Source organism: Pseudomonas sp. 50_B, assembly GCF_017491625.1.
Taxonomy (GTDB): domain Bacteria; phylum Pseudomonadota; class Gammaproteobacteria; order Pseudomonadales; family Pseudomonadaceae; genus Aquipseudomonas; species Aquipseudomonas danubii.
The window spans coordinates 107,559-133,779 of sequence record NZ_JAFGYX010000018.1 but is presented as its reverse complement, the minus strand read 5'-3'; the positions used below and the strand labels follow the sequence as shown (position 1 = coordinate 133,779).

General features: G+C 62.2%; 20 protein-coding genes and 1 pseudogene. 11 read left to right on the top strand and 10 right to left on the bottom strand.

All coding sequences use genetic code 11. The annotated features are described in order from the left end of the window. The 7 genes and pseudogenes from J5M73_RS23185 to J5M73_RS23155 all read left to right on the top strand — a co-directional run. Positions 1–527, top strand: a pseudogene (locus J5M73_RS23185) (alpha/beta hydrolase); the annotation flags it as partial. Positions 528–781: 254 nt separating this feature from the next. Continuing rightward, positions 782–1,273: a ribonuclease E activity regulator RraA gene (gene rraA / locus J5M73_RS23180; protein ID WP_102863848.1), complete on the top strand. Its 492-nt coding sequence runs from the start codon at positions 782–784 to the stop codon at positions 1,271–1,273. Between the two features lie 25 nt (positions 1,274–1,298). Continuing rightward, positions 1,299–2,294 (top strand): zinc transporter ZntB, encoded by a 996-nt coding sequence (locus tag J5M73_RS23175; RefSeq protein WP_102863847.1) that lies wholly within the window; start codon positions 1,299–1,301, stop codon positions 2,292–2,294. Between the two features lie 63 nt (positions 2,295–2,357). After that, positions 2,358–2,603, top strand: coding sequence for a hypothetical protein (locus J5M73_RS23170; protein WP_011060193.1), 246 nt, complete (start codon positions 2,358–2,360; stop codon positions 2,601–2,603). Positions 2,604–2,605: 2 nt separating this feature from the next. Beyond that, a complete protein-coding gene (locus J5M73_RS23165) occupies positions 2,606–3,430 on the top strand; it encodes a mechanosensitive ion channel domain-containing protein (protein WP_016964357.1) in 825 nt (274 codons plus the stop codon). A gap of 87 nt (positions 3,431–3,517) precedes the next feature. Beyond that, positions 3,518–4,108, top strand: a complete 591-nt coding sequence (gene sigX / locus J5M73_RS23160) for an RNA polymerase sigma factor SigX (RefSeq protein ID WP_011060195.1) — start codon at positions 3,518–3,520, stop codon at positions 4,106–4,108. A gap of 107 nt (positions 4,109–4,215) precedes the next feature. Beyond that, entirely contained in the window at positions 4,216–5,193 is a 978-nt protein-coding gene (locus J5M73_RS23155) for an OmpA family protein (RefSeq protein WP_025128772.1), read from the top strand. Positions 5,194–5,270: 77 nt separating this feature from the next. Here the strand turns inward: J5M73_RS23155 and cobA are convergent, their stop codons facing one another. The 8 genes from cobA to J5M73_RS23115 all read right to left on the bottom strand — a co-directional run bounded on the left by cobA (position 5,271) and on the right by J5M73_RS23115 (position 17,063). After that, the gene (cobA, locus tag J5M73_RS23150; RefSeq protein WP_102863846.1) at positions 5,271–6,011 is read right to left on the bottom strand and encodes a uroporphyrinogen-III C-methyltransferase; all 741 of its coding nucleotides are present in this window, start codon (positions 6,009–6,011) and stop codon (positions 5,271–5,273) included. Positions 6,012–6,020: 9 nt separating this feature from the next. Continuing rightward, positions 6,021–8,741: a nitrate reductase gene (locus J5M73_RS23145; RefSeq protein WP_207816229.1), complete on the bottom strand. Its 2,721-nt coding sequence runs from the start codon at positions 8,739–8,741 to the stop codon at positions 6,021–6,023. Then, a complete protein-coding gene (nirD, locus tag J5M73_RS23140; RefSeq protein ID WP_102863844.1) occupies positions 8,741–9,058 on the bottom strand; it encodes a nitrite reductase small subunit NirD in 318 nt (105 codons plus the stop codon). The genes J5M73_RS23145 and nirD overlap by 1 nt, the downstream gene beginning before the upstream one ends. Further along, the gene (gene nirB / locus J5M73_RS23135; protein WP_102863843.1) at positions 9,055–11,508 is read right to left on the bottom strand and encodes a nitrite reductase large subunit NirB; all 2,454 of its coding nucleotides are present in this window, start codon (positions 11,506–11,508) and stop codon (positions 9,055–9,057) included. The genes nirD and nirB overlap by 4 nt, the downstream gene beginning before the upstream one ends. 520 nt (positions 11,509–12,028) lie before the next feature. Beyond that, positions 12,029–13,699, bottom strand: coding sequence for a bifunctional protein-serine/threonine kinase/phosphatase (locus J5M73_RS23130; RefSeq protein WP_102863842.1), 1,671 nt, complete (start codon positions 13,697–13,699; stop codon positions 12,029–12,031). A gap of 7 nt (positions 13,700–13,706) precedes the next feature. Then, positions 13,707–14,918, bottom strand: coding sequence for a nitrate/nitrite transporter (locus J5M73_RS23125; protein WP_102863841.1), 1,212 nt, complete (start codon positions 14,916–14,918; stop codon positions 13,707–13,709). Between the two features lie 342 nt (positions 14,919–15,260). Further along, complete coding sequence (locus tag J5M73_RS23120) at positions 15,261–15,836, bottom strand: ANTAR domain-containing protein (protein WP_102863840.1); 576 nt, start codon at positions 15,834–15,836, stop codon at positions 15,261–15,263. A gap of 15 nt (positions 15,837–15,851) precedes the next feature. Then, on the bottom strand, positions 15,852–17,063 hold the full coding sequence (locus J5M73_RS23115; RefSeq protein WP_102863839.1) for a CmpA/NrtA family ABC transporter substrate-binding protein: 1,212 nt from the start codon (positions 17,061–17,063) through the stop codon (positions 15,852–15,854). A gap of 229 nt (positions 17,064–17,292) precedes the next feature. Here J5M73_RS23115 and J5M73_RS23110 point away from each other — a divergent pair, with 229 nt between their 5' ends. Then, positions 17,293–18,315, top strand: a complete 1,023-nt coding sequence (locus J5M73_RS23110; protein ID WP_102863838.1) for a quinone-dependent dihydroorotate dehydrogenase — start codon at positions 17,293–17,295, stop codon at positions 18,313–18,315. A gap of 131 nt (positions 18,316–18,446) precedes the next feature. On the opposite strand, the gene J5M73_RS23105 is transcribed toward J5M73_RS23110, so the two are convergent. Beyond that, positions 18,447–18,662, bottom strand: a complete 216-nt coding sequence (locus tag J5M73_RS23105; RefSeq protein ID WP_016965693.1) for a ribosome modulation factor — start codon at positions 18,660–18,662, stop codon at positions 18,447–18,449. 546 nt (positions 18,663–19,208) lie between these two features. Between J5M73_RS23105 and rlmKL the strand changes: the two genes are divergently transcribed. Next, complete coding sequence (gene rlmKL / locus J5M73_RS23100; RefSeq protein ID WP_102863837.1) at positions 19,209–21,473, top strand: bifunctional 23S rRNA (guanine(2069)-N(7))-methyltransferase RlmK/23S rRNA (guanine(2445)-N(2))-methyltransferase RlmL; 2,265 nt, start codon at positions 19,209–19,211, stop codon at positions 21,471–21,473. A 136-nt stretch (positions 21,474–21,609) separates the two neighbouring features. After that, positions 21,610–24,009 carry a diguanylate cyclase gene (locus J5M73_RS23095; protein ID WP_102863836.1) on the top strand — a complete coding sequence of 800 codons (2,400 nt, stop codon included), beginning with the start codon at positions 21,610–21,612 and terminating at the stop codon, positions 24,007–24,009. Positions 24,010–24,054: 45 nt separating this feature from the next. On the opposite strand, the gene dacB is transcribed toward J5M73_RS23095, so the two are convergent. Next, positions 24,055–25,515, bottom strand: a complete 1,461-nt coding sequence (dacB, locus tag J5M73_RS23090; protein WP_102863835.1) for a D-alanyl-D-alanine carboxypeptidase/D-alanyl-D-alanine-endopeptidase — start codon at positions 25,513–25,515, stop codon at positions 24,055–24,057. Between the two features lie 234 nt (positions 25,516–25,749). On the opposite strand from dacB, the gene J5M73_RS23085 reads away from it, so the two are divergent. Beyond that, positions 25,750–26,094, top strand: coding sequence for a YggL family protein (locus J5M73_RS23085; protein WP_102863834.1), 345 nt, complete (start codon positions 25,750–25,752; stop codon positions 26,092–26,094). The last annotated feature ends 127 nt before the right edge of the window (positions 26,095–26,221 follow it).

Below are 26,221 nucleotides of genomic sequence, written 5' to 3'. Positions count from 1 at the left end.
ATCTGGGGGATGCGGGGGTGGCTTCGGCGGCGTTTTTCGGCACCCAGGTCAGTCGCACCTACTGGCCGCTGAAAATTCCTATGGTGGAGTGGGGCGGGCGCCTGGTCATCAAGCGTTTTGCCCAACTCTCCGGTTCCCGGCTCAAGCGCGGTCCGGAAGACGAGCCCATTGGCCTGGCCTTGGAAAGCATGCGCTGGCATGGCCTGTTCGGTCGTTTTGGCGATGCTGATAAGGATTGGTGGGCAGGGCTAGCGGAGGTTTCAGTGCCGGTGCTGGCGGTCAGCGCAACTGGGGATCACCAGGACCCGACCTGGGCCTGTCGCAAGTTGTTCGAGCAGTTGGCCAGCGAGCAGAAACAATTTGTCTGCCTGGGGCGTGAGCTAGGGTTCAGTAGCAATTTCGGTCATGTCGAGATGTTGGTGAGCAAGCCGGCGCAGACTGAGGTCTGGCCGTTAGTGGAGCGCTGGCTCAAGGATCAGCACACGCCGTTGCTGGTTTCAGCGCCCGAGCAGGTGGCTGCGGTCTGATGCGAAGGCTCTGAGAAGGGCATTTCGCTTGATAACGCTTGCGGCTAAGATATGACGCATTGTGCTGTTTTGGTCACATTCAGTTTTTGAGTCGACTTTCCGTTCCAGTGAGACGGCTGCAAAATACGCGACAGGCCGATCAGCTTCTCAGGCACTGTGGGTTAAACATCTGCCGCTTGAGCTCGTATTTCCAAGGCAGCCCTGGAATTTGCCGATACCTTCGATCGTGTTCTTTCTGCTACAGGAGTTTCTCGATGAACCATTACCTCACTCCCGACCTGTGCGACGCCTACCCGGACCTGGTACAGGTGGTTGAGCCCATGTTCAGCAACTTTGGTGGTCGCGATTCCTTTGGTGGGGAAATCGTCACCATCAAGTGCTTCGAAGACAATTCGCTGGTCAAGGAGCAAGTCGAACTCAAGGGGCACGGCAAGGTACTGGTGGTTGATGGCGGTGGTTCCCTGCGTCGCGCGCTGCTGGGCGACCTGCTGGCCGAGAAGGCGGCGAAAAATGGCTGGGAAGGTCTGGTGATCTACGGTTGCATCCGCGATGTGGATGTCATCGCGCAGACTGACCTCGGTGTCCAGGCCCTGGCCAGCCACCCGATGAAGACCGACAAGCGTGGCATTGGTGATCTCAATGTGGCAGTGACCTTTGCCGGTGTGACTTTCCGTCCGGGCCAGTATGTCTACGCCGATAACAACGGCGTGATCGTGTCGCCGAGCCCGCTGAAAATGCCTGAATAAGTAGTTGGCCTGACAAGGGATGAGGATGTTCGAGGAAGAAAACGCGCAATGGGGGCTGGTGCATGCCCTGGTGCTGGATGGTGAAGGTGGTGCGCGTTCGATAGCCCGGACTGAGCTTGACGATCTGCAGCTACAGGCCCATGAAAGCCTGTGGCTGCATTGGGATCGCAGTCATCCACAAACCCAGACCTGGTTGCGCCGCTCCAGCGGCTTGAGCGAATTCAGCTGTGATCTGCTGCTGGAGGAAAATACCCGGCCGCGCTTGCTGGCCTTGCCGGAGTCGGAACTGCTGCTGTTTCTGCGGGGCATCAATCTCAATCCGGGAGCCGAGCCTGAAGACATGGTCTCGGTGCGCATCTTTGCGTCCGCGCAGCGGGTGATTTCTCTGCGCTTGCGGCCTTTGCGGGCCACCGATGAGCTGTTGGTGCAACTGGCCGAGGGCAAGGGGCCGAAAACCGCCGCCGAGCTCCTCCTCTATATGGCCGAATACCTGACCCATAAAGTGCAGGATCTGGTCAGCGATCTCTCTGAAGTGGTCGATGCTGAGGAAGAAAAGCTAGATGCCGACGAACGGTATACCCCGGAGCATGGGAGTATTTTGCAGATCCGTCGCCGGGCTGCCGGACTGAAGCGTTTCCTGGCGCCGCAGCGGGATATTTTCTCCCAACTGAGTCGGATAAAACTGCCCTGGTTCGCCGTCGATGATGGTGATTATTGGAATGAACTGCACAACAGCCTTACCCGTTACCTGGAAGAGCTGGAGTTGACTCGAGAGCGCGTGGGGCTTGTGCTGGAGGCCGAAGACCGGCGCTTGAGCGTACGCATGAATCGAACCATGTATCGCTTCGGGATCATCACCGGGATCTTCCTGCCCATGAGTTTTCTCACCGGTCTTCTGGGGATCAACGTCGGCGGCATTCCGTTCTCCGCCAGCCCTTACGGATTCATCATTGCCTGCCTGCTGCTGGTGTCGGTGGCCCTGGGACAATGGTGGTTGTTTCGCCGTTTGCGCTGGGTGTGATGATGCGTCATGTGACCCGAATAAATCTGATCGCGTCTTTTCCAGACATCACCCGAGGTGCGTATGCACGATCCGTTTGAACAGTCTTTGCGTGACATGCTCAAAGCTTCGCCATCGAGCCGCGATGACGATGCCTGCCTGGGCCGCGTACTGAAAACCGCCAACCGCCAGGTTGGGGCGGGGGATCTGTTCAGCCTGCTGGGCCGCTGGCTGCCGGCGCTGATGATCGCCTTGAATAACGGATCGGCCCATATCGCGCCGGTTTCCCGTCGTAAATCTTCTGCTCGCACTGCTGATAAGGCTGATTGAATATGGAACTTGATCTCTGGACGCAGAGCCTCGTCACGGCGATGACTGCCTTGTGGACCAAGGTAGCGAACTTCATTCCGAACCTGTTCGGCGCGCTGGTGGTGCTGTTGCTGGGCTTCGTGGTGGCCAAGCTGCTGGATACCCTGTTGTCGAAATTGCTGGCCAAGCTGGGCCTGGATCGCCTGATGGGCGGTACCGGCTTGACCAAATTGCTGTCCCGCGCGGGCTTGCAAGTACCGATCTCGACCTTGATCGGCAAGATCGTCTATTGGTTCGTTCTGCTTATTTTTCTGGTTTCTGCTGCTGAATCCCTTGGCCTTGAGCGAGTTTCGGCTACGCTCGACATGCTTGCGCTGTATTTGCCGAAGGTTTTCGGTGCTGCGCTGGTGCTGTTGGTGGGGGTTCTGCTGGCGCAATTGGCCAACGGTCTGGTGCGCGGAGCGGCGGAAGGTGTAGGCCTCGATTACGCCAGTGGCCTGGGACGGATTGCCCAGGGGCTGGTGATCATCATCAGTATTTCCGTTGCGATCAGTCAGTTGGAGGTCAAAACCGACCTGCTCAACCATGTGATCGTGATCGTATTGATTACCGTTGGTCTGGCCGTTGCGCTGGCGATGGGTTTGGGAAGCCGGGAAATTGCCGGACAGATTCTTGCGGGAATCTATGTGCGTGAGTTGTACCAGGTTGGGCAACAAGTACGTGTTGGTGAGGTCGAAGGCCAGATCGAAGAGATCGGCACGGTTAAAACTACATTGCTGACCGAGGAGGGTGAGCTAGTCTCTCTGTCCAATCGGATCTTGCTGGAGCAGCATGTAAGTAGCCGCTAACCCGGCAAACCCTGCTAATGTATGCCGCCGCAAAATGCCCTCATCGGGCTGCGGCGGACATTGACCTGACTGTCGGCACGACTCGTTTTGAATAAAACCCAATCGCTATCCACGCGCTATGATCCCCGTGAGCTCTCTGATGAGGAGTTGGTTGCGCGCTCACATACGGAGCTGTTTCACGTAACACGCGCCTATGAAGAGTTGATGCGACGCTATCAGCGGACCCTATTTAATGTTTGTGCGCGTTATCTAGGGAACGATCGTGATGCGGATGATGTCTGTCAGGAGGTGATGTTGAAGGTGCTGTATGGCCTTAAGAACTTTGAGGGCAAATCGAAGTTCAAGACATGGCTATATAGCATCACGTACAACGAATGCATCACGCAGTATCGCAAGGAGCGGCGCAAGCGTCGGTTGATGGACGCTTTAAGTCTTGACCCCCTCGAGGAGGCCTCTGAAGAGAAGGCGCCGAAACCTGAGGAGAAGGGCGGACTTGACCGATGGCTAGTGCATGTGAACCCGATTGATCGAGAGATTCTGGTGCTACGATTTGTCGCAGAACTGGAGTTTCAGGAGATCGCGGACATCATGCACATGGGTTTGAGTGCTACAAAAATGCGTTACAAACGTGCTCTTGATAAATTGCGTGAGAAATTTGCAGGCATTGCTGAAACTTAGTTCGGCGCAAATATCTCTTACGTCTAGGTGAGTTCTGATAGACTTACCGCCGAGTTGTCCCCCGGTATGTGGGACTGCTTTACAATCACCAGATGGGGATTTAACGGATGAAACTGAAAAACACCTTGGGCATTGCCATTGGTTCTATTGTTGCCGTGACTTCGTTCGGCGTTCTGGCGCAAGGCCAAGGCGCGGTCGAGGGTGAACTGTTTTACAAAAAACAGTACAACGACAGCGTTAATCACGTTGAAGACGGCTTCAACCCAGGCGCATCGATCGGTTACTTCCTGACCGACGATCTGTCGTTGAACGCCACCTACGACAAGACCAACCACACCCGTTCTAACGACGGTACTGGTAACCAGAAAATCAAAGGCGACAACTTCGGCCTGAACGCTCAGTACCACTTTGGTACCGTGGGTGACGCTCTGCGTCCATACGTTTCCGGCGGTGTTGCTCACAAGAGCATGACCAACGTGATCGCTGACGGTCACAGCGGCCGCGACCAGTCGACTTTCCTGACTGCAGGCGCTGGTGTTAAGTACTACTTCACCGACAACCTGTTCGCCCGTGCCGGCGTTGAAGCTGACTACAAGCTGGACAACGGCAAGTGGGACTACGCTCCTACTATCGGCCTGGGTGTGAACTTCGGTGGCAGCGGCGGCAAAGTCGCTCCAGCTCCAGTTGCTCCAGCTCCAGCTCCTGAGCCAGCTCCAGAAGCTCCAGTTGCTGAAGTTGTTCGTGTTGAGCTGGACGTTAAGTTCGACTTCGACAAGTCGGTCGTTAAGCCTAACAGCTACGCTGACATCAAGAACCTGGCTGATTTCATGAATCAGTACCCACAGACCACCACCGTTGTTGAAGGTCACACTGACTCCGTCGGTCCTGACGCTTACAACCAGAAGCTGTCTGAGCGTCGTGCAAACGCCGTTAAACAAGTTCTGGTCAACCAGTACGGCGTTGGCGCTAACCGCGTTCAATCCGTTGGTTACGGTGAGTCCCGCCCAGTTGCCGACAACGCAACTGAAGCTGGTCGCGCAGTTAACCGTCGCGTAGAAGCATCGGTTGAAGCTCAAGCTAAGTAATTAGCCTTGTAGCTTGGAAAAACCCGGCCTAGGCCGGGTTTTTCTTTGTCTGCGATTTACCTGGCCCAGAGGCGCGCTCAGGCTTGGCACGCAAAGGCTTGGACAGCGGACTCAGTGGCCGCTACTGCACCGATCACCAGGATCGCCGGGCTCTTCAGCTCGAAGCGCAGGGCATCGCGCTCCATCCCCGCCAGATCGCTGCGGTATTCCCGCTGTTCAGGCAGCGAGGCATTTTCAATCATCGCCACCGGCGTATCGGCTGCCAGACCGCCGTCACGCAAGTGCCCGGCAATCTCCGCCAGCTTCGCCACCCCCATGTAGATCACCAGGGTCGTACCGCTTTGAGCCAGAGCCTGCCAGTTCAGGCTGCTGTCATCTTGAGTGTGGGCGGTCACCAGGGTCACGCCCCGAGCCACGCCTCGCAGGGTCAGGGGAATATCACAACGGGTTGCACCCGCCAGCCCCGCGGTGATGCCATTGACCAACTCCACCTCGATCCCACGTTCCTTCAGCCACTGAGCTTCCTCGCCACCTCGCCCGAAAATGCATGGATCGCCACCCTTGAGGCGCACCACGCAGCGCCCTTGCCGGGCATAGCGCAGCATCAGGCGATGAATGAAGGCCTGGGGCGTGGAGCGACAGCCACCGCGCTTGCCCACCGGGATGACCCGCGCTGTGGGGCAATGGTCCAGCACCGCGCTGTTCACCAGATCATCGATCAACACCACATCGGCTTCGCCAAGGGCGCGTACGGCCCTGAGGGTCAACAGCTCGGGGTCTCCAGGCCCTGCACCTACCAGCCAGACTTTTGCGCTCATACGTTTTCCTCACACAGGGATGGCGGCGACAGGTTGCACCGGAGCCGCCAGCAGGCGCTTGATCTCCGGCACGCAGGAGCCACATTGGCTACCGCAACCCAGTTGTTGTTTCAGTTGGTCGAGATTCAGGCCTTCAGCGATACCGGCACAGACCGCCCGGTAGCTGACGTTCTTGCAGTTACACAGGGTCCGCTCCCGTTCCCCGCCCAGGCCGCTGGCCCCCGGCGGACTGCTCATCGGTGCCAGCAACCAGCGTCGTAGTTGCTCATCGGCGCGCCCCTCGAGCCACAGTTCCTGCAGCCAGTGCTGGGCCAGGGTTTCGCCGGCCAGGCGAATCGCGGTGATCCGCCCTTGTTCGATGCGCACCCGCTTGCCGATGGCCCGACGCGGATCGTCATAGGCCAGCACCGGCCCAGTTTCGAGCCCCAAGTGCTGATCGATGAGCTTGAGCAATGCCGGCGGCGGTGCTTCCTGGTGAGCGGCCCGAATCACCAGGGCCGGACGTTCGCGACCGGTCAGGCTCAGGCTGACATAGGCAAAGGCTTCGCACAGGGGGCGCAGAGCCCTGAAGTGCGCCTGCACGTCGCCTTCGATCAGGGCAAACAATTGCCATGGCAGTTGCACCGGCTCCAGGCGCACGCCGCTGTGTTTGAGTTCCGGCTGTTTGGACAGAGGGTCAAAGGCCGGCTGAGTGACGACGTTGATCCCGCCCTTGAGGAAGCGATCCCCCCAGTGCATCGGCACAAAGGCCTGGCCGGGACGCACGCTGTCATCGCTGCTGACGGCGACGATCACACTGCCACGGCGGCTTTTCAGGTTGACCAGATCTCCCTCCCGTAGCCGCTGGCGCCGCAGTTCATCCGGATGCAGGCTCAGCAGTGCTTCGCTGACATGGCCGAACAGCTGCGCCGCGGTGCCGGTGCGGCTCATGCCGTGCCATTGGTCCCGCAGCCGACCGGTGATCAGGGTCAGGGGAAAGCGGGCATCGCGCTGTTCCTTGGCGGGCAGGTAAGGGTCGCAGACAAAGTGCGCACGGCCAGTGGCGGTGGGAAAACGCCCATCCCCATACAAGCGCGGCGTGCCCTGTGTCGCGCCGCTGGGGAAGGGCCACTGCTGTGGGCCGAGACGGTCGATCAACTGGTGACTGAGGCCGGACAGGTCCAGATCGCGGTCCTGGGTCAGGCCTTTGTACTCATCGAACAGCTGGGCTGGGGAGTCGAAGTCGAACAGGCTCGGCAGCCCGGGCCGCAGGCGTCGCTCCAGACGTTGGGCGAAATCCACGGTAATGGCCCAATCAGGCCGTGCCTCACCGGGTGCGATTACCGCCTGACGCACATGAGAAACCCGCCGTTCCGAGTTGGTCACCGTGCCTTCCTTCTCGCCCCAACTGGCGGCAGGTAGCAGCAGGTCGGCAAAGGCCGCGGTTTCCGTGGTGGCGAAGGCTTCTTGCAGGACCACGAACGGGCAGTGCTGCAGGGCCGCACGCACCGCGTTCTGGTCCGGCAGCGACTGCGCCGGGTTGGTACAGGCGATCCACAAGGCCTTGATGCGACCGCTTTGCAGCTGTTCAAACAACTCGATAGCGGTCAGTCCGGGGCTGGCTGGCACCTGTTCCACCCCCCAATAAGCGGCGACCTCAGCGCGATGTTGGGGATCGGCAGCTTCCCGGTGCCCGGGGAGCAGGTTGCTCAGACTGCCGGTTTCGCGCCCGCCCATGGCATTGGGCTGACCGGTGAGGGAGAAGGGCCCCGCACCCTTTCGGCCGATTTGCCCGGTGGCCAGGTGCAGATTGATCAGCGCACTGTTTTTTGCGCTGCCGGCGCTGGACTGATTCAAGCCCATGCACCACAACGACAGGAAACTGGGCGCCGTCCCTATCCATTGGGCGCACAGCTGCAGTTGCTCAAGGCTGATACCACAGAGTTGCGCCACCATCGCCGGGGGGTAGTCGCGGACCAGCACCTTCAGCTCGGCCAGGCCCTCGGTGTGTTCGCGGATGAAGTCACGATTGACCCAGTCCTCCCACAGCAACAGGTGGAGAATCCCGTGGAACAGTGCGACATCGGTGCCGGGGAGGATCGCCAGATGCAGGTCGGCCAGATCGCAGGTGTCAGTACGACGCGGGTCGATGACGATGACTTTCATGTCCGGACGCTGGCTTTTCGCGTGTTCCAGGCGCCGAAACAGCACGGGATGGGCGTAGGCCATGTTACTGCCGACGATCACCACGCAATCGCTGTGCTCCAGGTCCTCATAACTGCAAGGCGGCGCATCGGCCCCCAGGCTGCGCTTGTAGCCCACCACCGCCGAGGACATGCACAGCCGGGAATTGCTGTCGATATTGTTGGTGCCCACCAGGGCCCGGGCCAGCTTGTTGAAGGCGTAGTAGTCCTCGGTCAGCAGTTGCCCGGAGACATAGAACGCCACGCTGTCCGGGCCATGCTCGGCGATGGTCTGGGCGAACACCCCGGCGGCATGCTCCAGGGCGCTGTCCCAGTCGCAGCGGCTGCGAGCCAGGTCCTTGCCCAGGCGCAGTTCCGGGTACAGGGCGCGGGCGTTGCGGTCGCCGGTCAAATGCAGGCTGGCGCCCTTGCTGCACAGCTTGCCGAAGTTGGCCGGGTGCGCCGGATCGCCGCTGACCCCGAGGATCTGCCGGCCGTCATGCTCGATCAGCACACCGCAGCCGACCCCGCAGTAGCAACAGGTCGAGGCCGTGCTCTGCGGCTTCATCAGCCGGCATCCCGCAGGGCCAACTGCACCCGGCCACTTGCCACCCGCGCCGGATGGTGATGGGCGCAGCCGGTGTCCGGGGCCTGGGCTTCGCCGGATTCCAGGTCGATCTGCCAGTTGTGCAGCGGGCAGGCCACGCGCTTGCCGTAGATCAATCCCTGGGACAGGGGGCCGCCCTTGTGCGGACAACGATCGTCGAGGGCAAAGACCTGATCGTCGCTGGTACGAAAAATCGCGATATCGCCCTTGGGGCCCTTGATGATGCGCGAGCCCAGGGCATTGATCTCTTCCAGGGCGCAGATATCCAGCCAGTTCATGCCGGCACCTCCAGTTGTTTCACGGGGATCGACTCGTACTCTTTTTTCAGCTGCGGCTCGGCCAGGCGCTGCTGCCACGGGTCTTGCTCGAAGGACAGGGAGAACTGCAGGCGCTCGTTCAGCGCCTTGCGCCGTTGCGGGTCTTCCAGCACGGCCTTTTTCACGTGCTCCAGGCCGACCCGTTGCAGGTAGTGCACCGTGCGTTCGAGGTAGAAGGCCTCTTCGCGGTAAAGCTGGAGGAAGGCGCCGTTGTATTCGCGGACTTCTTCGGCGGTCTTGAGCTTGACGAAAAACTCTGCCACCTCGGTCTTGATCCCGCCGTTGCCGCCGATGTACATCTCCCAGCCCGAATCGACGCCGATGATGCCTACGTCCTTGATCCCCGCTTCCGAGCAGTTGCGCGGGCAACCGGAGACCGCCAGCTTGACCTTGTGCGGCGACCACATGTTGAACAGGTCGTGTTCCAGCTCGATTCCCAGCTGGGTGGAGTTCTGCGTGCCGAAGCGGCAGAACTCGCTGCCGACACAGGTCTTCACGGTGCGGATGGATTTGCCATAGGCGTGGCCGGACGGCATGTCCAGGTCTTTCCAGACTCCGGGCAAGTCTTCCTTGCGGATGCCCAGCAGGTCGATGCGCTGGCCGCCGGTGACCTTGACCATGGGCACCTGGTACTTGTCGGCGACATCGGCGATGCGTCGCAGCTCGGACGGATTGGTCACGCCCCCCCACATCCGCGGCACCACCGAGTAGGTCCCATCCTTCTGGATATTGGCGTGGGCCCGCTCGTTGATCAGCCGCGATTGCGGATCGTCCTTGGCTTCTCCCGGCCAGGTGGAGATCAGGTAGTAGTTCAGCGCCGGGCGGCAAGTGGCGCAACCGTTGGGGGTACGCCAGTTGAGGTAGCTCATGGTGCCGGCGACGGTCAGCAGATGCTGGTCGCGAATGGCCTGGCGGATCTGCCCGTGGTTCAGGTCGCTGCAGGCGCAGATGGCTTTTTCGCTTTTTGGTTTGACGTCCGCCGCGCCGCCCACGGTGTTGATCAGGATCTGCTCCACCAGTCCGGCACAGGAGCCGCAGGAACTGGCGGCCTTGGTGTGCTTCTTGACCTCGTCGACGCTGAACAGCCCCTGTTCCTGGATGGCCTTGACGATGGTGCCCTTGCACACGCCGTTGCAGCCGCAGACTTCGGCGCTGTCGGCCATGCTCATGGCCTTGTCCTGGCCCTGGTGGCCGACATCCCCGAGGGCCTGCTCGCCGAACATCAAGTGATCGCGGATTTCGCCAATGCCGTGCTGTTCGCGGATCTGCCGGAAGTACCAGCCGCCGTCCGCCGTATCGCCGTACAGGCAGGCGCCCACCAGTATGTCGTCCTTGATCACCAGCTTCTTGTACACCCCTCCAATGGGGTCGGAGAGGGTGATGGTCTCGGTGCCGTCGCCGCCCATGAAATCCCCGGCGGAAAACAGATCGATGCCCGTGACCTTCAACTTGGTCGAGGTCACTGAGCCTTGGTAGCGGGCAAAGCCCAGTTGGGCCAAGTGGTTGGCGCAGACCTTGGCCTGTTCGAACAGCGGCGCCACCAGGCCGTAGGCGATACCGCGGTGACTGGCGCACTCACCGATGGCGTAGATACGCGGGTCGAAGGTTTGCAGGGTGTCGTTGACCAGAATCCCACGGTTGCAGTGCAGGCCGGCCCGTTCCGCCAGCTCGGTGTTGGGGCGGATGCCGGCGGCCATCACCACCAGGTCAGCGGGGATGATCTCGCCATTCTTGAACTGCACCGAGCCGACCCGGCCATTGCCGGCATCGATCAGGGCCTGGGTCTGTTCGCACAGGCGAAACTTCAGGCCACGGCTTTCCAGGGCGCCTTGCAGCAACTGGCCGCTGGTCTGGTCCAGTTGCCGTTCCAGCAGCCATTCGCCGATATGCACCACGGTCACGTCCATGCCCCGCAGCTTGAGGCCGTTGGCGGCTTCCAGGCCCAGCAGGCCGCCGCCGATCACCACCGCATGCGTGTGAGTCTTGGCCGTGTCGATCATCGCCTGGGTGTCGGCAATGTCGCGATAGCCGATCACCCCCTGCAGGTCCTTGCCGGGAATCGGCAGGATAAAGGGTGTGGAGCCGGTGGCGATCAGCAGGCGGTCGTACTCGGCTTCGCTGCCGTCCTCGGCGATCACCCGGCGCTTGATCCGGTCGATTTCCACCACTTTGCGATTGAGCAGCAGCTTGATGTTGTGGTTCAGGTACCAGTCCAGGTCGTTGAGGACGATGTCCTCGAACGTCTGTTCACCGGCCAGCACCGGCGAGAGCAGGATGCGGTTGTAGTTGGTGTGGGGTTCGGCACCGAACACGGTGATGTCGTACAGCTCGTCGCTCAGTTTGAGCAACTCTTCCAGGGTGCGGACCCCGGCCATGCCGTTGCCGATCATTACCAGTTTGAGTCTTTTCATGGGCTTCTCCGGAGCTCAGGCAGGTTCAGTGCGGCCTGGCTCGAAAAACTGCGCGCAAACAAAAAAGGCGTCCCGTCAGTGGCCTGACGAGGACGCCTTTGTCCGATCCCGTTCTCTCGGGAAGCCTGCCTTCGTCTTTGAAGGCCGGGCTTTATGTCTGTTGTCCGCTCTCATGCAGTGCTTGTGCCAAGTTGCCGAGGGCGCGGTTTTATGGGGCTCCGGTGAAGATTCTGCCCTGGCCGAGTTCGGCTGTTGCACCGAATCGAGGCGTCACGCCCTCTTTCGGCTCTTTGCGGCGGCGGCTGGGGGCGATGAATGGCCTGGGGGATCGCCAAGCAAGGTCCTGCGGAGCGTTTCGCAGCCTCGCTATGGCTCGACAGCGGCTACACCTGTTGCCAATGCCGAAGGGGGTTGTAGCCGCTGCCGCAGGCTGCGAACGGCTCCGCAGGAGGCGTAGGTGGCGCTGAAGTGGCTGGAGGTTATCGGGAGATTGAACGGCTGTGCCCGCCACCTGTTGGCTTCAGCGATGCAGCAGTGCCAGCAGCAATATCAGGTTGACTAGCAGGGCGAGCAGGGCCAGGCCGCGCCAGACCTTCAGCGGCTCTCGTTCCAGCAAGGGGCGCGGCCGCAGGCTCAGGCTGCGGCGTTCACCCTGTTCCAGCACCAACAGCCATTCTTCGGCGGTTTCATAGCGCTGGGCCGGGTCGGCACAGACCCCGCGTTCCAGGCTTTGCTCCAGCCATTGCGGCAGATCCGGGCGGTAGCGGCTGGGGGGAACAGCAGCGGTGAAGCGCGGGCGCTGGAAGGCTTCGATCTCGCCATGGGGGTAGTGCCCGGTCAGCAGGTAATACAGGCTGACACCCACCGCATAGAGATCCTGTTGCGGGCTGGGAGGTTCGCCGGCGAAGGCTTCCGGGGCGATATAGCTCGGGGTGCCGGGCAGCAGGTGCGCCAGGTCCGCCGACAAGCCGGGGCAGTAGGCCAGGCCGAAATCCAGAATCCGCAGTTCGCCATCGTCTCCCAGCAGCAGGTTGTCCGGCTTGATGTCGCGGTGCAGGATCTGCCGGCGGTGCAGCAGGCCAATGGCCCGCAGCAGGCGCTCGGCCAGGGACTGCCACTGGTCCAGGGGCAGGGGGCCGTTGTAGCGAAACAGCTGTTGCAGGGTGCGACCGGGGTATTCGCGCATCAGGTAATACAGGTGCTGGCGCGCAGTGCCACCGTGCACCTGGGGGAAATACCGCCCGGCAACGCGGCGCAGCAGCCATTCCTCGGACAGCAGCCCCTGGCAGGCCGCCAGGTCGTTGTGCAGGGCTGCCGGCAGGGTTTTCAGCAGCCAGGCCTGGTGCTGTTCATCACGCACGCGGTATAGCAGCGATTGCTGGCTCTGGCTGACCAGGCTCTCCACCTGCCAGCCTTCGAAGCGTTGCCCGGGTTTCAGCAACGGCGGCAGGGGCCATTGTTGCAAGTGCAGCAGGGCATCGCCGAGGCTGCCTTCGCCAAGCGCGTCGACCCGCACCAGCAGCGCGCTGGCATTGTCCTGACTACCGGCCAGGTGCGCTGCGTTGACCAGGGTCTGTGTCGCGCTGTCCAGGTCGGGCTGGTCCCGCAGAATGGCGGCGATGGCGCTGTCGCCCAGGGTGGCCCAGACCCCGTCGCTGAGCATCAGGAAGCTTTCGCCCTGGCGCAGTTCGCCATCGAGGAAGTCCAGTACCAGATGCTGGTCCAGGCCCAGGGCGCGCTTGAGCACATGCTGCATGCCCGGCTGGTCCCAGACATGGTCCTCGCTGATGCGTTGCAACTGCTGTTGGTGCCAACGGTAGACCCGGCAGTCGCCGACATGGGCCAGGGTAAAGCGCCGGCCCCGCAGTACCAGGGCGCTGAGGGTGGTGAGCAGGGGCTGGCCGCCGCCGTTGGCCTGGAGCCAGCGGTTCTGGGCGCTCAGCAGGCGTTCCAGGGCCTGGGCCACGGCCCAGGTTTCCGGGGTGGCGTAGTAATCCAGGGCCAGGGCCTGCAGGCTCGAACGCGCTGCCAGGCCGCCGTCGGCACACTGACTGACGCCATCGGCGATGGCGAACAGCAGGCCCTTGCTCGCCGCCAGATCCGGCGCCGGGGTGACCCGGCGCAAGGCGTCCTGATTTTCCGCCCGCGGTCCGGTGGCGCTGGCCTCGGCATGGCTCAGTTGCAGGCCCATGGCGCGCTCAGACCCGTGCCGCAGTCACGGCGGCGGAGCCCCAGGTGGTTCTCCAGCGGCGCTTGACCCCGTACAGGCCGAACCAGGCCAGGACCCCGAGACTGGCGAACAGCCACAGTGCCAGTTGATAGCTGCCGGTGCTCTGCTTGATCGCGCCCATGCCTGCCGCCAGGGCGAAACCGCCGATGCCGCCGGCCATGCCGATCAGCCCGGTCATGACCCCGATTTCCCGACGAAAGCGTTGCGGTACCAGCTGGAACACCGCGCCATTGCCGGCGCCGAGGCCCAGCATGGTGCAGACGAACAGGGCCAGGGCGGCGTAGGAACTGGGCAGGTTGAATCCCACGGCGGCGATGCAGACCACCGCCACGCTGTACATCGCCAGCAAAGTGCGGATGCCGCCGAAACGGTCCGCCAGGGCGCCGCCCAGAGGGCGCATCAGGCTGCCGCCGAAGACACAGGCGGCGGTGTAGTAGCCAGCAGTCACCGGGCTCAGGCCGTACTGGTCGTTGAAATAGCCGGGCAGGGCGCTGGCCAGGCCGATGAATCCGCCAAAGGTCACGCTGTAGAAGAACATGAACCACCAGCTGTCGCGGTCCCCCAGGGCCTTGAAGTAGTCGCCCATGGATTTGGCCCGTGGCCGCTCGGGGGCGTTCTTCGCCAGCCAGGCGAACAGCACCAGTGTCAGGAGCAGCGGGATCAGGGCGAAGCCGAAGACATTGCTCCAGCCGAAAGCCGCTGCCAGCACCGGAGCGAGCAGCGCGGCGAACACCGTGCCGGAGTTGCCGGCACCGGCGATGCCCATGGCCTTGCCCTGGTGTTGCGGCGGATACCATTGGGAGGCCAGGGGCAGGGCCACAGCGAAGGAGGCGCCGGCCATGCCCAGGAATACTCCCAGTAGCAAGGCTTGCTCATAGCTGTGGATGCCCAGCTTCCAGGCGCCGAACAGCGCGCCGATGACAATCACCTGGCCGATCAGGCCGGCGGTCTTGGGCGACAGGCGATCGGCCAGCAGGCCCATGATGAAGCGCAGCACTGCGCCGGCGAGGATCGGTGTGGCGACCATCAGCCCGCGTTGCTGGGGGCTCAGGTGCAGGTCGGCAGCAATCTGCACCGCCAGGGGGCCCAGCAGGTACCAGACCATGAAGCTCAGGTCGAAATACAGAAAGGCTGCGAACAGGGTCGGGGTGTGGCCGGATTTCCAGAAGCTTGAATTCATCGCGCACCTCAGCTGATAAGAGTCGTTGGAGTCGTCATGAGCTTGCAGGTGGAGCGCCGCCACGGCCGCGCCACCGACCCCGGTCAGTGGGGCCAAAACGAAAAAACGTCGGCACCCGGCTCGTTGTGGCGAGCAGGGTGCGCGACGTCTTTGTCGTAGGTGGGGCAACCGCCGTTGGTTACCGTTGTGGATCTGGTAGCAAGAGCCGAGCCAACCGGCGGCCATGTTGGCTGGCATGGGCAGGCTCGCTGTAGGAGCTGGCTTGCCAGCGAAGGCGCCCTCAAGACTGGCACAAGGTTCAGAGGCCTATTCGCCGGCAAGCCGGCTCCTCCGGGGCGCAGGTCAGCCCAGCAGTTCCTGCATGGCGATGATCTGTTCCGCGACCTGGATCAGCTTCTGCTGCTTGCCCATGGCCTGACGGCGCATCAGGGTGTAGGCCTGTTCTTCGTCGCAGTCCTTCATCTTCATCAACAGGCCCTTGGCCAGCTCGATGCGCTTGCGCTCGGCCAGTTGCTGGTCCCGGGCCTGGAGTTGCGCGCGCAGGGCCTGGTCGCTTTCAAAGCGCGCCATGGCCACGTCGAGGATCGGTTGCAGGCGCTGGACCTGGATGCCCTCGACGATGTAGGCGCTGACCCCGGACTTGATCGCCTGGCGCATCACCCCCGGATCGTGTTCATCGGTGAACATCACGATGGGCCGGGGTTGATCGCGGCTGACCAGCACCACTTGCTCCATCACATCACGGCTGGGTGACTCGGTATCGATCAGGATCACGTCCGGGCGCACCGTTTCGACGCGGCCCGGCAGGTCGATGGTCAGGCCGGATTCGTCAATCACCTCGAAGCCGGCTTCGCTGAGGGCGGCCTTGAGCCTTCCGACTTTTTTTGCGGTGTCGTTGATCAGCAGGATACGCAGCATGTTCGCGGACTCCGGTCAGCGCTGGGCGGCAAGGGCAGGGCTGTCGTTGAGGGCATGCAGGCGGAAGCTGCGGGCATAGGCGGCAGGCTCAGAGCCGTCCCACACCTTGCCATCGATCAACTGGCTGCTGCGCATGTCCGGGCCCGAGGTGGTGATGCCCAGCGCGCTGGCGGCTTCGCGATAGAGTTCAAGCTGCTGCACGTGGCGAGCGACGCCCAGGTAGTCCGGGTCTTCCCGCAGCAGGCCCCAGCGCCGGAACTGGGTCATGAACCACATGCCGTCGGATAGGTAGGGCAGGTTGACGGCGCCATGGTGGTGAAAGCGCAGCGCGTGGGGGTCCTGCCAGCGATTGCCCAGGCCGTCGGCGTAAGCCCCCAGCAGCCGCGGCTCGATGCAGTCCAGCGGTGCATTCAGGTAATCGGCGGCGCTCAGCAACTGGGCGGTGCTGCGGCGGTTTTCCGGACTTTGTTCGATAAAGCGGCTGGCCTCGAGGATCGCCATGACCAGGACCCGGGCGGTGTTGGGGTATTGCTCGACGAAGGCGCGGGTGCAGCCGAGGACTTTTTCCGGGTGGTCCGGCCAGATTGCCTGGCTGGTGGCCAGGGTGAAGCCCTGATCCTGCTGCACTGCACTGGCGCTCCAGGGTTCGCCGACGCAGAACCCGTCGATGCGCCCGGCCTGCAGGTGAGCCACCATCTGCGGCGGCGGCACCACCACGCTGTCGACATCCTGCAGCGGGTGGATGCCCTGGCTGGCCAGCCAGTAGTACAACCACATGGCGTGAGTCCCGGTGGGGAAGGTCTGGGCGAAGGTCAGTCGTGCCCGGCTTTGGTGCACATGGTGGTCCAATGCTTCAGGGCTGGTCACTTTGAGGGCTTGCAGTTCCCGGGACAGGTTGATGCTTTGGCCATTCTGGTTCAGGCCCATGAGCACCGCCATGTCGCAGGGATGGGTCCCGCCGATGCCCAGGTGCACGGCGTAGATCAGGCCGTACAGGCTGTGGGCAGCGTCCAGTTCGCCACTCACCAGCTTGTCCCGCAGCCCGGCCCAGGAACTCTGGCGCTTGAGGTTCAGGGTCAGGCCGTAGGGCTGGGCAAAGCCCTGGGTGGCGGCGACCACCACCGAGGCGCAATCGGTCAGGGCCATGAAGCCCAGGTTGATGGCGGACTTTTCCGGGGCATCGCTGCCGTTGACCCAGGCCAGTGCGCAGTTGGGGTGTTCAGTCATGGCTTGGCACCTTGCATAAAAAAGCGTCGTACCCACTGGCCAGGCAAAGCCTGTGTGGGTGACGACGCCGTTGTCCTTGAACCTGGGCCGCCATTGGCCCAGGTCTGATGAGCAAGTGGGTGCAAGGCATATGCCATTGTCGGGGATTTCATTCTGCGCCTCGCCTGCAAGCCCTGGGCGCGGCTATAATCGGCGCCTTATTTCGCCGCCAACCGAGTTCATCCCGCCCATGTATACCCTGGCCCGCCAGCTGTTGTTCAAACTCTCCCCGGAAACCTCCCACGATCTGTCCCTGGACCTGATCGGTGCGGGCGGGCGTTTGGGCCTTAACGGTCTGTTGTGCAAGGCGCCGGCGCAGTTGCCGGTGCAGGTCATGGGCCTGGAGTTTCCGAACCCGGTGGGCCTGGCTGCCGGTCTGGACAAGAACGGCGCCGCCATCGATGGCTTCGCTCAACTGGGCTTTGGCTTTGTCGAGATCGGCACCGTCACTCCGCGTCCGCAGCCGGGCAACCCCAAGCCGCGGATCTTCCGCCTGCCTCAGGCCGAAGCCATCATCAACCGCATGGGCTTCAACAACCTGGGGGTCGATAATCTGCTGGCACGTGTGGCCGCCTCCCAATACAAGGGCGTGCTGGGGATCAATATCGGCAAGAACTTCGACACCCCGGTGGAGCGGGCGGTGGACGACTACCTGATCTGCCTGGACAAGGTCTATGCCCATGCCAGTTATGTCACGGTCAATGTCAGCTCGCCCAATACCCCGGGCTTGCGCAGCCTGCAGTTTGGCGAGTCCCTCAAGCAGCTGCTGTCGGCTCTGAGCCAGCGTCAGCAGGAGCTGGCGAGCATTCATGGCAAACGCGTGCCCCTGGCGATCAAGATCGCGCCGGACATGAGCGATGAGGAAACCGTTGAAGTGGCTCGGGCCTTGCTGGAAACCGGCATGGACGCGGTGATCGCCACCAACACCACCTTGAGTCGCGAAGGCGTCGAAGGTATGGAGCACGGCGATGAGGCTGGCGGCTTGTCCGGCGCGCCGGTGCGCGACAAGAGCACCCACACTGTCAAGGTACTGGCCGCTGAACTGGCCGGTCGCTTGCCGATCATTGCCGTGGGCGGCATCACGGAAGGCAAGCACGCGGCTGAGAAGATCGCCGCGGGCGCCAGCCTGGTGCAGCTGTATTCGGGCTTCATCTATAAGGGGCCGGCGTTGATTCGCGAGTCGGTGGATGCCATCGCGGCCATGGGCCGATAAGAACGGGCGCCAGCGCGGCCATAAAAAAGGGCTCCTCGAAGGAGCCCCTGGGCCGAAGCCCGCCGCCCGGATGGGGCGTGCGTGGTTAAGTCGTCATCTATTCAAGTTGTAGGTGTCGGAATGTGCCCTGATCAGCCGACAGCGCGAAGTTCGTTGAGTCTGTGGATGCCCGCAGTGCCAGTCATACCGTCCCAGTTGTCGCCGCGTCCTTCTCGCCAGCCGTTAATCCAGGCTTGGCGTACCGACGGTAGAGTAAATGGGCAAAGCTCACGGGACTTGCCATTAACGCCATACTGATATCCGCGTAAAAATGCTCTTTCCAACGGATCACGCTTTAGTCTTCTCATAGGGTGTTTCCCTCACTTGTTGACTGTCTTATGTCCCGTCGACCTTCTTCTGAGGTCGGGCAGATTGTCTCTGCCGTTGGTGCTCGCTGCCGGCGTGGCGAGCCTTGATGTTGACGCCATTGCGGCGTCAACCTGTGTTGAGTTCTAACCAATAGGTCACAGCAAGTGAATGATCGTTTTGTCATAAGGACGTAACGATAATGCTGTCCAGGCCATAAGCCGGGACGGGTTTTTTAGCTTGTTTGCCAGGCAAAGCCCGCTGTGATCAGCCTCTCACTAGATGATGAGGTTAATGCTTTAGTGAGAATGTCGAACGGTTGCACTCAACTACTATTCGACGAAGGGTCGACTTATGTCATTTTGTTGCCCTGACTTTTTTATCTGTCCCGGCCTCTAAGCTTTTTTGCCCTGCAAGAAAGCCTGTCTGCCGGGGTGGGACGGCACAGTTTCGTGCCACACGAGCGCTCTTGAAGAAAAGCGCTTGATTGAAAACCGAACGGGCGATGCGTTGTCCGTTCACTTATTGCTAAAGGCCCTGGTACTCCCATGTCGGATCGTTACGAACTCTTCCTCACCTGCCCCAAAGGCCTTGAAGGCCTGCTGATCGAGGAAGCCGTCGGGCTTGGCCTTGAGCAAGCACGTGAGCACACCTCTGCCGTGCGCGGCATGGCCGACATGGAGACGGCCTATCGGCTGTGTCTGTGGTCGCGCCTGGCCAACCGGGTGCTGCTTGTCCTCAAGCGCTTTCCAATGAAGGACGCCGAGGACCTCTACCACGGCGTGCTCGACGTCGACTGGCAGGACCACATGCTGGCCGATGGCACCCTGGCGGTGGAGTTCAGCGGCCACGGTTCGGGCATCGACAACACCCACTTTGGTGCCCTGAAGGTCAAGGACGCCATTGTCGACAAACTGCGCACACCCACCGGCGAGCGTCCTTCGGTGGACAAGCTCAATCCGGACCTGCGCATCCACCTGCGCCTGGATCGCGGCGAAGCCATCCTGTCCCTGGACCTGTCCGGCCACAGCCTGCACCAGCGCGGCTATCGCCTGCAGCAAGGCGCCGCGCCGCTCAAGGAAAACCTGGCGGCCGCGATCCTGATCCGTTCCGGCTGGCCGCGCATCGCCGCAGACGGCGGGGCCCTGGCCGACCCGATGTGCGGTGTCGGCACCTTCCTGGTGGAAGCGGCGATGATTGCCGCGGACATCGCTCCCAACCTCAAGCGTGAGCAGTGGGGCTTTACCGCCTGGCTCGGCCATGTGCCGGCGTTGTGGCGCAAGCTGCACGATGAAGCACAGGCTCGGGCCCAGGCCGGACTGGCCAAGCCACCGCTGTGGATTCGCGGCTACGAGGCCGATCCACGATTGATCCAGCCGGGTCGCAACAACGTCGAGCGCGCGGGCTTGAGCGACTGGATCAAGATCTACCAGGGCGAAGTGGGGACTTTTGAACCGCGTCCGGACCAGAACCAGAAGGGCCTGGTGATCTGCAACCCGCCCTACGGCGAGCGTCTGGGTGACGAAGCCAGCCTGCTGTACCTCTACCAGAACCTCGGCGAGCGCCTGCGTCAGGCCTGCCTGAACTGGGAAGCGGCGGTGTTCACCGGCGCCCCGGACCTGGGCAAGCGCATGGGCATTCGCAGCCACAAGCAGTACTCGTTCTGGAACGGCGCCTTGCCGTGCAAGCTGCTGCTGATCAAGGTGCTGCCGGACCAGTTCGTCACCGGTGAGCGACGCACCGCCGAGCAGCGCCAGGTGGAACGCGAGCAGGCCCAGGCCGCTGCAGACGAGCCGCCGGTGCGCCAGTACAACAAGAATGGCAACCCGATCAAGCCGGCTCCTGCGCCGGCGCCGGTGGTCGAGCAGGCCCGTCTGAGCGAGGGCGGGCAGATGTTTGCCAACCGCCTGCAAAAGAACCTCAAGCTGCTGGGCAAATGGGCCAAGCGCGAAGGTGTCGAGTGCTATCGGGTCTATGACGCGGACATGCCGGAATACTCCCTGGCCATCGACCTGTACCAAGATTGGGTGCACGTCCAGGAATACGCGGCGCCCAAGTCGGTGGACCCGGAGAAGGCCCAGGCGCGTCTGTTCGATGCCCTGGCAGCGATTCCCCAGGCACTGAACGTGGATAAGAGCCGGGTGGTGATCAAGCGTCGCGAGCGCCAGAGCGGCACCAAGCAATACGAGCGCCAGAGCGCCCAGGGCCAGTTCACCGAAGTTCGCGAAGGCGGGGTCAAGCTGCTGGTGAACCTGACCGACTACCTGGACACCGGGCTGTTCCTCGACCATCGGCCGATGCGCATGCGCATCCAGAAAGAGGCTGCTGGCAAGCGTTTCCTCAACCTGTTCTGCTACACCGCCACCGCCAGTGTGCACGCGGCCAAGGGTGGAGCCCGCAGCACGACCAGCGTCGACTTGTCGAAAACCTACCTGGACTGGGCGCGACGCAACTTCTCCCTCAACGGTTTCTCCGACAAGAACCGTCTGGAGCAGGGTGATGTGATGGCCTGGCTGGACAGTTGCCGTGACGAGTTCGACCTGATCTTCATCGACCCGCCGACCTTCTCCAACTCCAAGCGCATGGAAGGGGTGTTCGACGTGCAGCGTGACCAGGTGCAGTTGCTGGACCTGGCCATGGCCCGTCTGGCGCCGGGTGGCGTGCTCTACTTCTCCAACAACTTCCGCAAGTTCCAGTTGGACGAGAACCTCGCCGCGCGCTATCAGGTCGAGGAGATCACGGCGAAAACCATCGACCCGGATTTTGCCCGTAACAGCAAAATTCACCGTGCTTGGAAAATCAGCGCCCGCTGATGGCCGGATAAGTCCCCGACGCCCGTTTTTTCGGGCTTTGGGGGCTGTTTAGCGCTGGTCAAATTAGTGGCTAATAGCTATAACTCACACCAAGTCCGGATGACACCCAAACTCGCTGGCGTGATGAGTTCTACTTATGCCGTTGCATGTGGTACGCCCGAAGATCCTGGGTTTCATTAGTGAAGAAGTCTCTGCCTGGCTAGTGGCTGTGCTGGTGTTGCTTGCGGGCGGCATTCTCACCGGGCTGCTGGCCTGGTCCACTTACAACTCGAACAAACAGCAACTGCGCCAGCGCTTCCAATTGCTCGCCAGTGAACGCTACAGCCGTATCGAAGAGCGCTTTCAAGACCAGGAGCAACGCCTGGACGGTCTGCGGCGTTTCTTTGTCAATTCCGACCTGGTGACCCGCCAGGACTTCGATGGTTACGCCAAGCCTCTGCTGCGCCACACTCAGGCCTATGCCTGGGCGCCTCTGGTGAGTCGTGCCCAGCGGCCGGCGTTCGAACAGGCGGTGCGGGATCAGGGGGTGGCGGGGTTCACCATCCTGCAATTGAACGCCAGCGGCCAGATGGAGCCCGCCGGTGAGCAAGAAGACTTTGCGCCGATTCTGTACAGCCAGACGCAAAGCCCCCTGGGGTCGCCCCTGGGGCACGACTTGCTGGCCCAGCCTCAGCGCCGGGCTACTCTGGAGCGGGCCAGGGAGCTCAACGGCCTGGCGGTTTCGCCGCCTTTGCACCTGGTTGCCGTGGACCCGGCCTATGCCCGGGGCGTGCTGCTGGCGGCGCCGGTCAGGCGCCCCCAGGACAGCCCCTTGCCCGAGGCCAGGCCTTACGGTTATGTGCTGGCGGTGATCAGCCTGCGGCAACTGGTGGCGGACGGCTTGCCAGTGCCGGCCAGCGACAATTTGTCGGTGCGCATTCTCGATCTGTCCACCGAGGGCCAGCACGAGGTGCTCTATGAATCGAACAACCCGCCGATCGCCAGTCACCTGATGGCCAGCCGTCTGTTGCGCCTGGCGGACCGGGATTATCAGGTTGATATCCGCCCCAGCGCGGCGTTCCTGCATGCCAACCAATCTTCCCTGAGCAGCCTGGTGATTCTCGGTGGCTTGCTCAGTCTGCTGCTCAGCGCCTTGCTCTATGTGCTGGTGAGTCAGCGGCAACGGGCCTTGGCCCTGGTGGAGCAACGCACGGGGGAGCTGCGCAGTCGCGAGCAGGAATTGCGCGGCACTCACAGTCAGTTGCGCTGCGTGCTCAATGCCGCGACCCAGGTGGCGATCATCGCCACGGACCTGCGTGGTGTCATCAGTACCTTCAATGCCGGGGCCGAGCAGATGCTCGGCTACAGCAGCAGTGAAGCGGTAGGCCACCTGACCCTGGAAAGCCTGCACCTGCCCCGGGAGCTGGAAAGCTGGGCTCAGAGCCTTACCCAGCGCTATGGCAAGGCCATTCCAGTGTCCCGGGCCATGCTGGTGGAAGAAGGCCTGGCCGGTGGCCATGAGGCGCGAGAGTGGACGCTGGTCAGGCGTGACGGCAGCCACCTGCAAGTGAACATGCTGGCGACCCCGGTGCTGGATGATCAGGGGCTGTGGATCGGCCACCTGGCCATCTGCATCGACATCACCGAGCGCAAGCGGGTGCACGAGGCCCTGGCGGCCCGGGACCGCCTGTTGAAAAGGCTCAGTGCCCATGTTCCCGGAGGGATCTACCAGTTCAAGCTGGATGCCGAGGGACACGCGAGCTTCACCTATGCCAGCGATGGCATACGCGAAATCTACGAGATCGAGCCGCAGGTGTTGCAGGAGGATGCCGAGGCAGTGTTCGAGCGTATCCATCCTGAGGATGTGCAGCGGGTGCGCAAGTCGATCCAGGTTTCCGCCAAGCAGCTCAGTCCGTGGCGCGAGGAGTATCGGGTCTGCCTGCCGCAACGGGGGCTGCGCTGGATGCGTGGCGCGGCGACCCCGGAAAGCCTGCAGGGCGGCGGCGTGCTCTGGCACGGCTATATCTCGGACATTTCCGACCTCAAGCGGGTCGAGGAAGAGTTGCGTGCGTTGTCAGTGACTGACTCCCTGACCGGCATTCACAACCGGCGCTATTTCCAGGAGCAGTTGCAGAGCGAAATGCAGCGTCTTGAGCGTGTTGGAGGCGAGATGGCGGTGATCATGCTGGATATCGATCATTTCAAGCGGATCAACGACCAGTACGGACACGGCGTCGGGGATCAGGTATTGCGGGGGCTCTGTGTCCGCATTGGTGGGCGTCTGCGGCGTACCGATGTGTTCTGCCGTCTCGGCGGCGAGGAGTTCATGGTGCTGTGTCCGGGCACCAACGCCCAGCAGGCGCTGATCCTGGCTCAGGAACTGTGGCAGGGACTGCGCAGTTCGCCGATCGAGCCGGTGGGCAGTGTCACCGCCAGTTTCGGCATTGCCAGCTGGCGCGAAGGCGAGGGGGCGGACGGTTTGTTGTTGCGGGCCGACTCCGGGGTCTATGCCGCCAAGCAGGCCGGACGCGATCGAGTCCAGCCAGAGCTGCCTTGATCGCTGACAGCGGCGGAGCGGGTCCGCCACTGTCGCAACAGCGAGTTAGAGAACGGATGCGCTGGTGGCCAGTTTTGGCTGGCGATACAGATCCAGCAGCACCTGATCCAGCACCGAAGAGGCGCCGAAGGGGCGCGGATCGTTGAGGATCGCCACCACCGCCCAGGTGTTGCCGTTGTCATCGCGGCTATAGCCGGCAATGGCGCGCACGGTGTTCAGGGTGCCGGTCTTGATGTGGGCCTCACCGGACATGGCGGTACGTTTCAGGCGCTTGCGCATGGTGCCGTCCATGCCGGCAATCGGCATTGAACTGATGAACTCGGCGGCGTAGGGGCTCTTCCAGGCCGCTTGCAGCAGGCCGGCCAGTTCCCGGGCGCTGACCCGTTCGGCACGGGACAGGCCGGAGCCGTTTTCCATTACCAGATGCGGCGCGGTGATGCCTTTTTTCGCCAGCCACTGGCGCACCACACGCTGGGCCGCCTTGGCGTCATCGCCGTCGGCTTCATTGCGGTACTTGGCGCCCAGGCTCAGGAACAGCTGCTGGGCCATGGTGTTGTTACTGTATTTGTTGATGTCGCGGATGACCTCCGCGAGGTCCGGAGAGAAGGCACGGGCCAGGACCTTGGCATCCTTGGGTACTACCGCGAGGCGGTCCTTGCCCTGGATGCTGCCGCCCAGTTCGCTCCAGATCGCCCGCACCGCACCGGCGGTGTAGGTGGCGTGGTCCAGCAGCGACAGGTAGGTCTGGGAACTGCAGCCATCACCCAACTGGCCGCCAACGGTGACGATCACGCTGCCATCGGCCTGGGGCACGGGGTTGTAGCGAACGTCGCCGGTGCACTGCTTGGTGTTGACTGCCTTGACCTGATTGTCGATGCGGATCTTGGCAATCGGCGGCTCTACCGACACCAGCACCCGGCCGGAGTCATTGCGGGCGACGAAGCGCAGGGCCTTGAGGTTGACCATCAGCGCGTCGGGCTTGACCAGGAACGGCTTGTTCTCGTCGTTGCCGTCGTCATTGAACTCAGGCAACTGCGGTTGCACGAAGTAGTTGCGGTCCAGTACCAGGTCGCCGGTGACTTGCTGCACGCCATTGGCCCGCAGGTCACGCATCAGCAGCCAGAGCTTCTCCATGTTCAGCTTGGGATCGCCGCCGCCCTTGAGATAGAGATTGCCGTTGAGAATGCCACCGCTGAGGGTGCCATCGGTGTAGAACTCGGTCTTCCACTGGTGGGTCGGGCCAAGCATTTCCAGGGCCGCGTAGGTGGTCACCAGCTTCATGGTGGAGGCCGGGTTGACCGAGACATCGGCGTTGAAAACCGTCGGCGTGCCAGGGCCGTTCAGGGGAATCATCACCAGCGACAGGGCGTTGTTCGGGAGCTTGCTGGCTTTGAGGGCTTGTTGAACCTTGGGGGTCAGGGTGGTGTTGACCGGAGCCGCAGAGACAGGAAATGCCAGGGGAAGAAAAACACTGGCAAGCAACAGAGGACGCAACGATTTGATCATATGAAGTGGAACCCTGCAGTCGAGGGGAAAAAAGGCGAGGGCATGCAGATAAAATCCCTCAGTGATCATGAAAGTGTCGGCATTATGCCCCAAGGTATAGCGGCTTGTGCCGTGCCACGGGCCGCCGTGGCGGTATTTTTTTTACCAATGGCGGTCCCGCATCCTCATAGAGTCAGGCAATCGCCCGCCTAAACTGGTAAAGTGCCGCCCGTTATTACTTATGAGGATTGTTCCATGGCCACTAACCGTTCCCGCCGTCTGCGCAAAAAACTCTGCGTAGATGAATTTCAGGAGCTGGGTTTTGAGCTGAACCTGGATTTCAAAGAAGATCTGGCTGAAGAAGCTATTGACGCTTTCCTCGACGCGTTCCTCAAAGAAGCGATGGAAGCCAACGGTCTGGGCTATGTTGGCGGCGATGACTTCGGTCTGGTTTGCCTGAGCAAGCGCGGTTCCGTCAGCGAAGCACAGCGTGCAGCTGTTGAAGCCTGGCTCAAAGGTCGTACCGAGCTGACCAGCGTTGAAGTCAGCCCGCTGCTGGACGTCTGGTACCCGGACAACGCGATCAACCCAGTCGCGTGATGTCATGTGTGAGCGGCCCGTCCGGGCCGCTCATGCGTTGCTGCCCTCCCTGGGCGGCCTTTCGAATTTTCCCTTGTGTTCCTTGTCTCTGTGCGGGCTTGCCCGGGAGATGCTCGTGGGCGCCGTT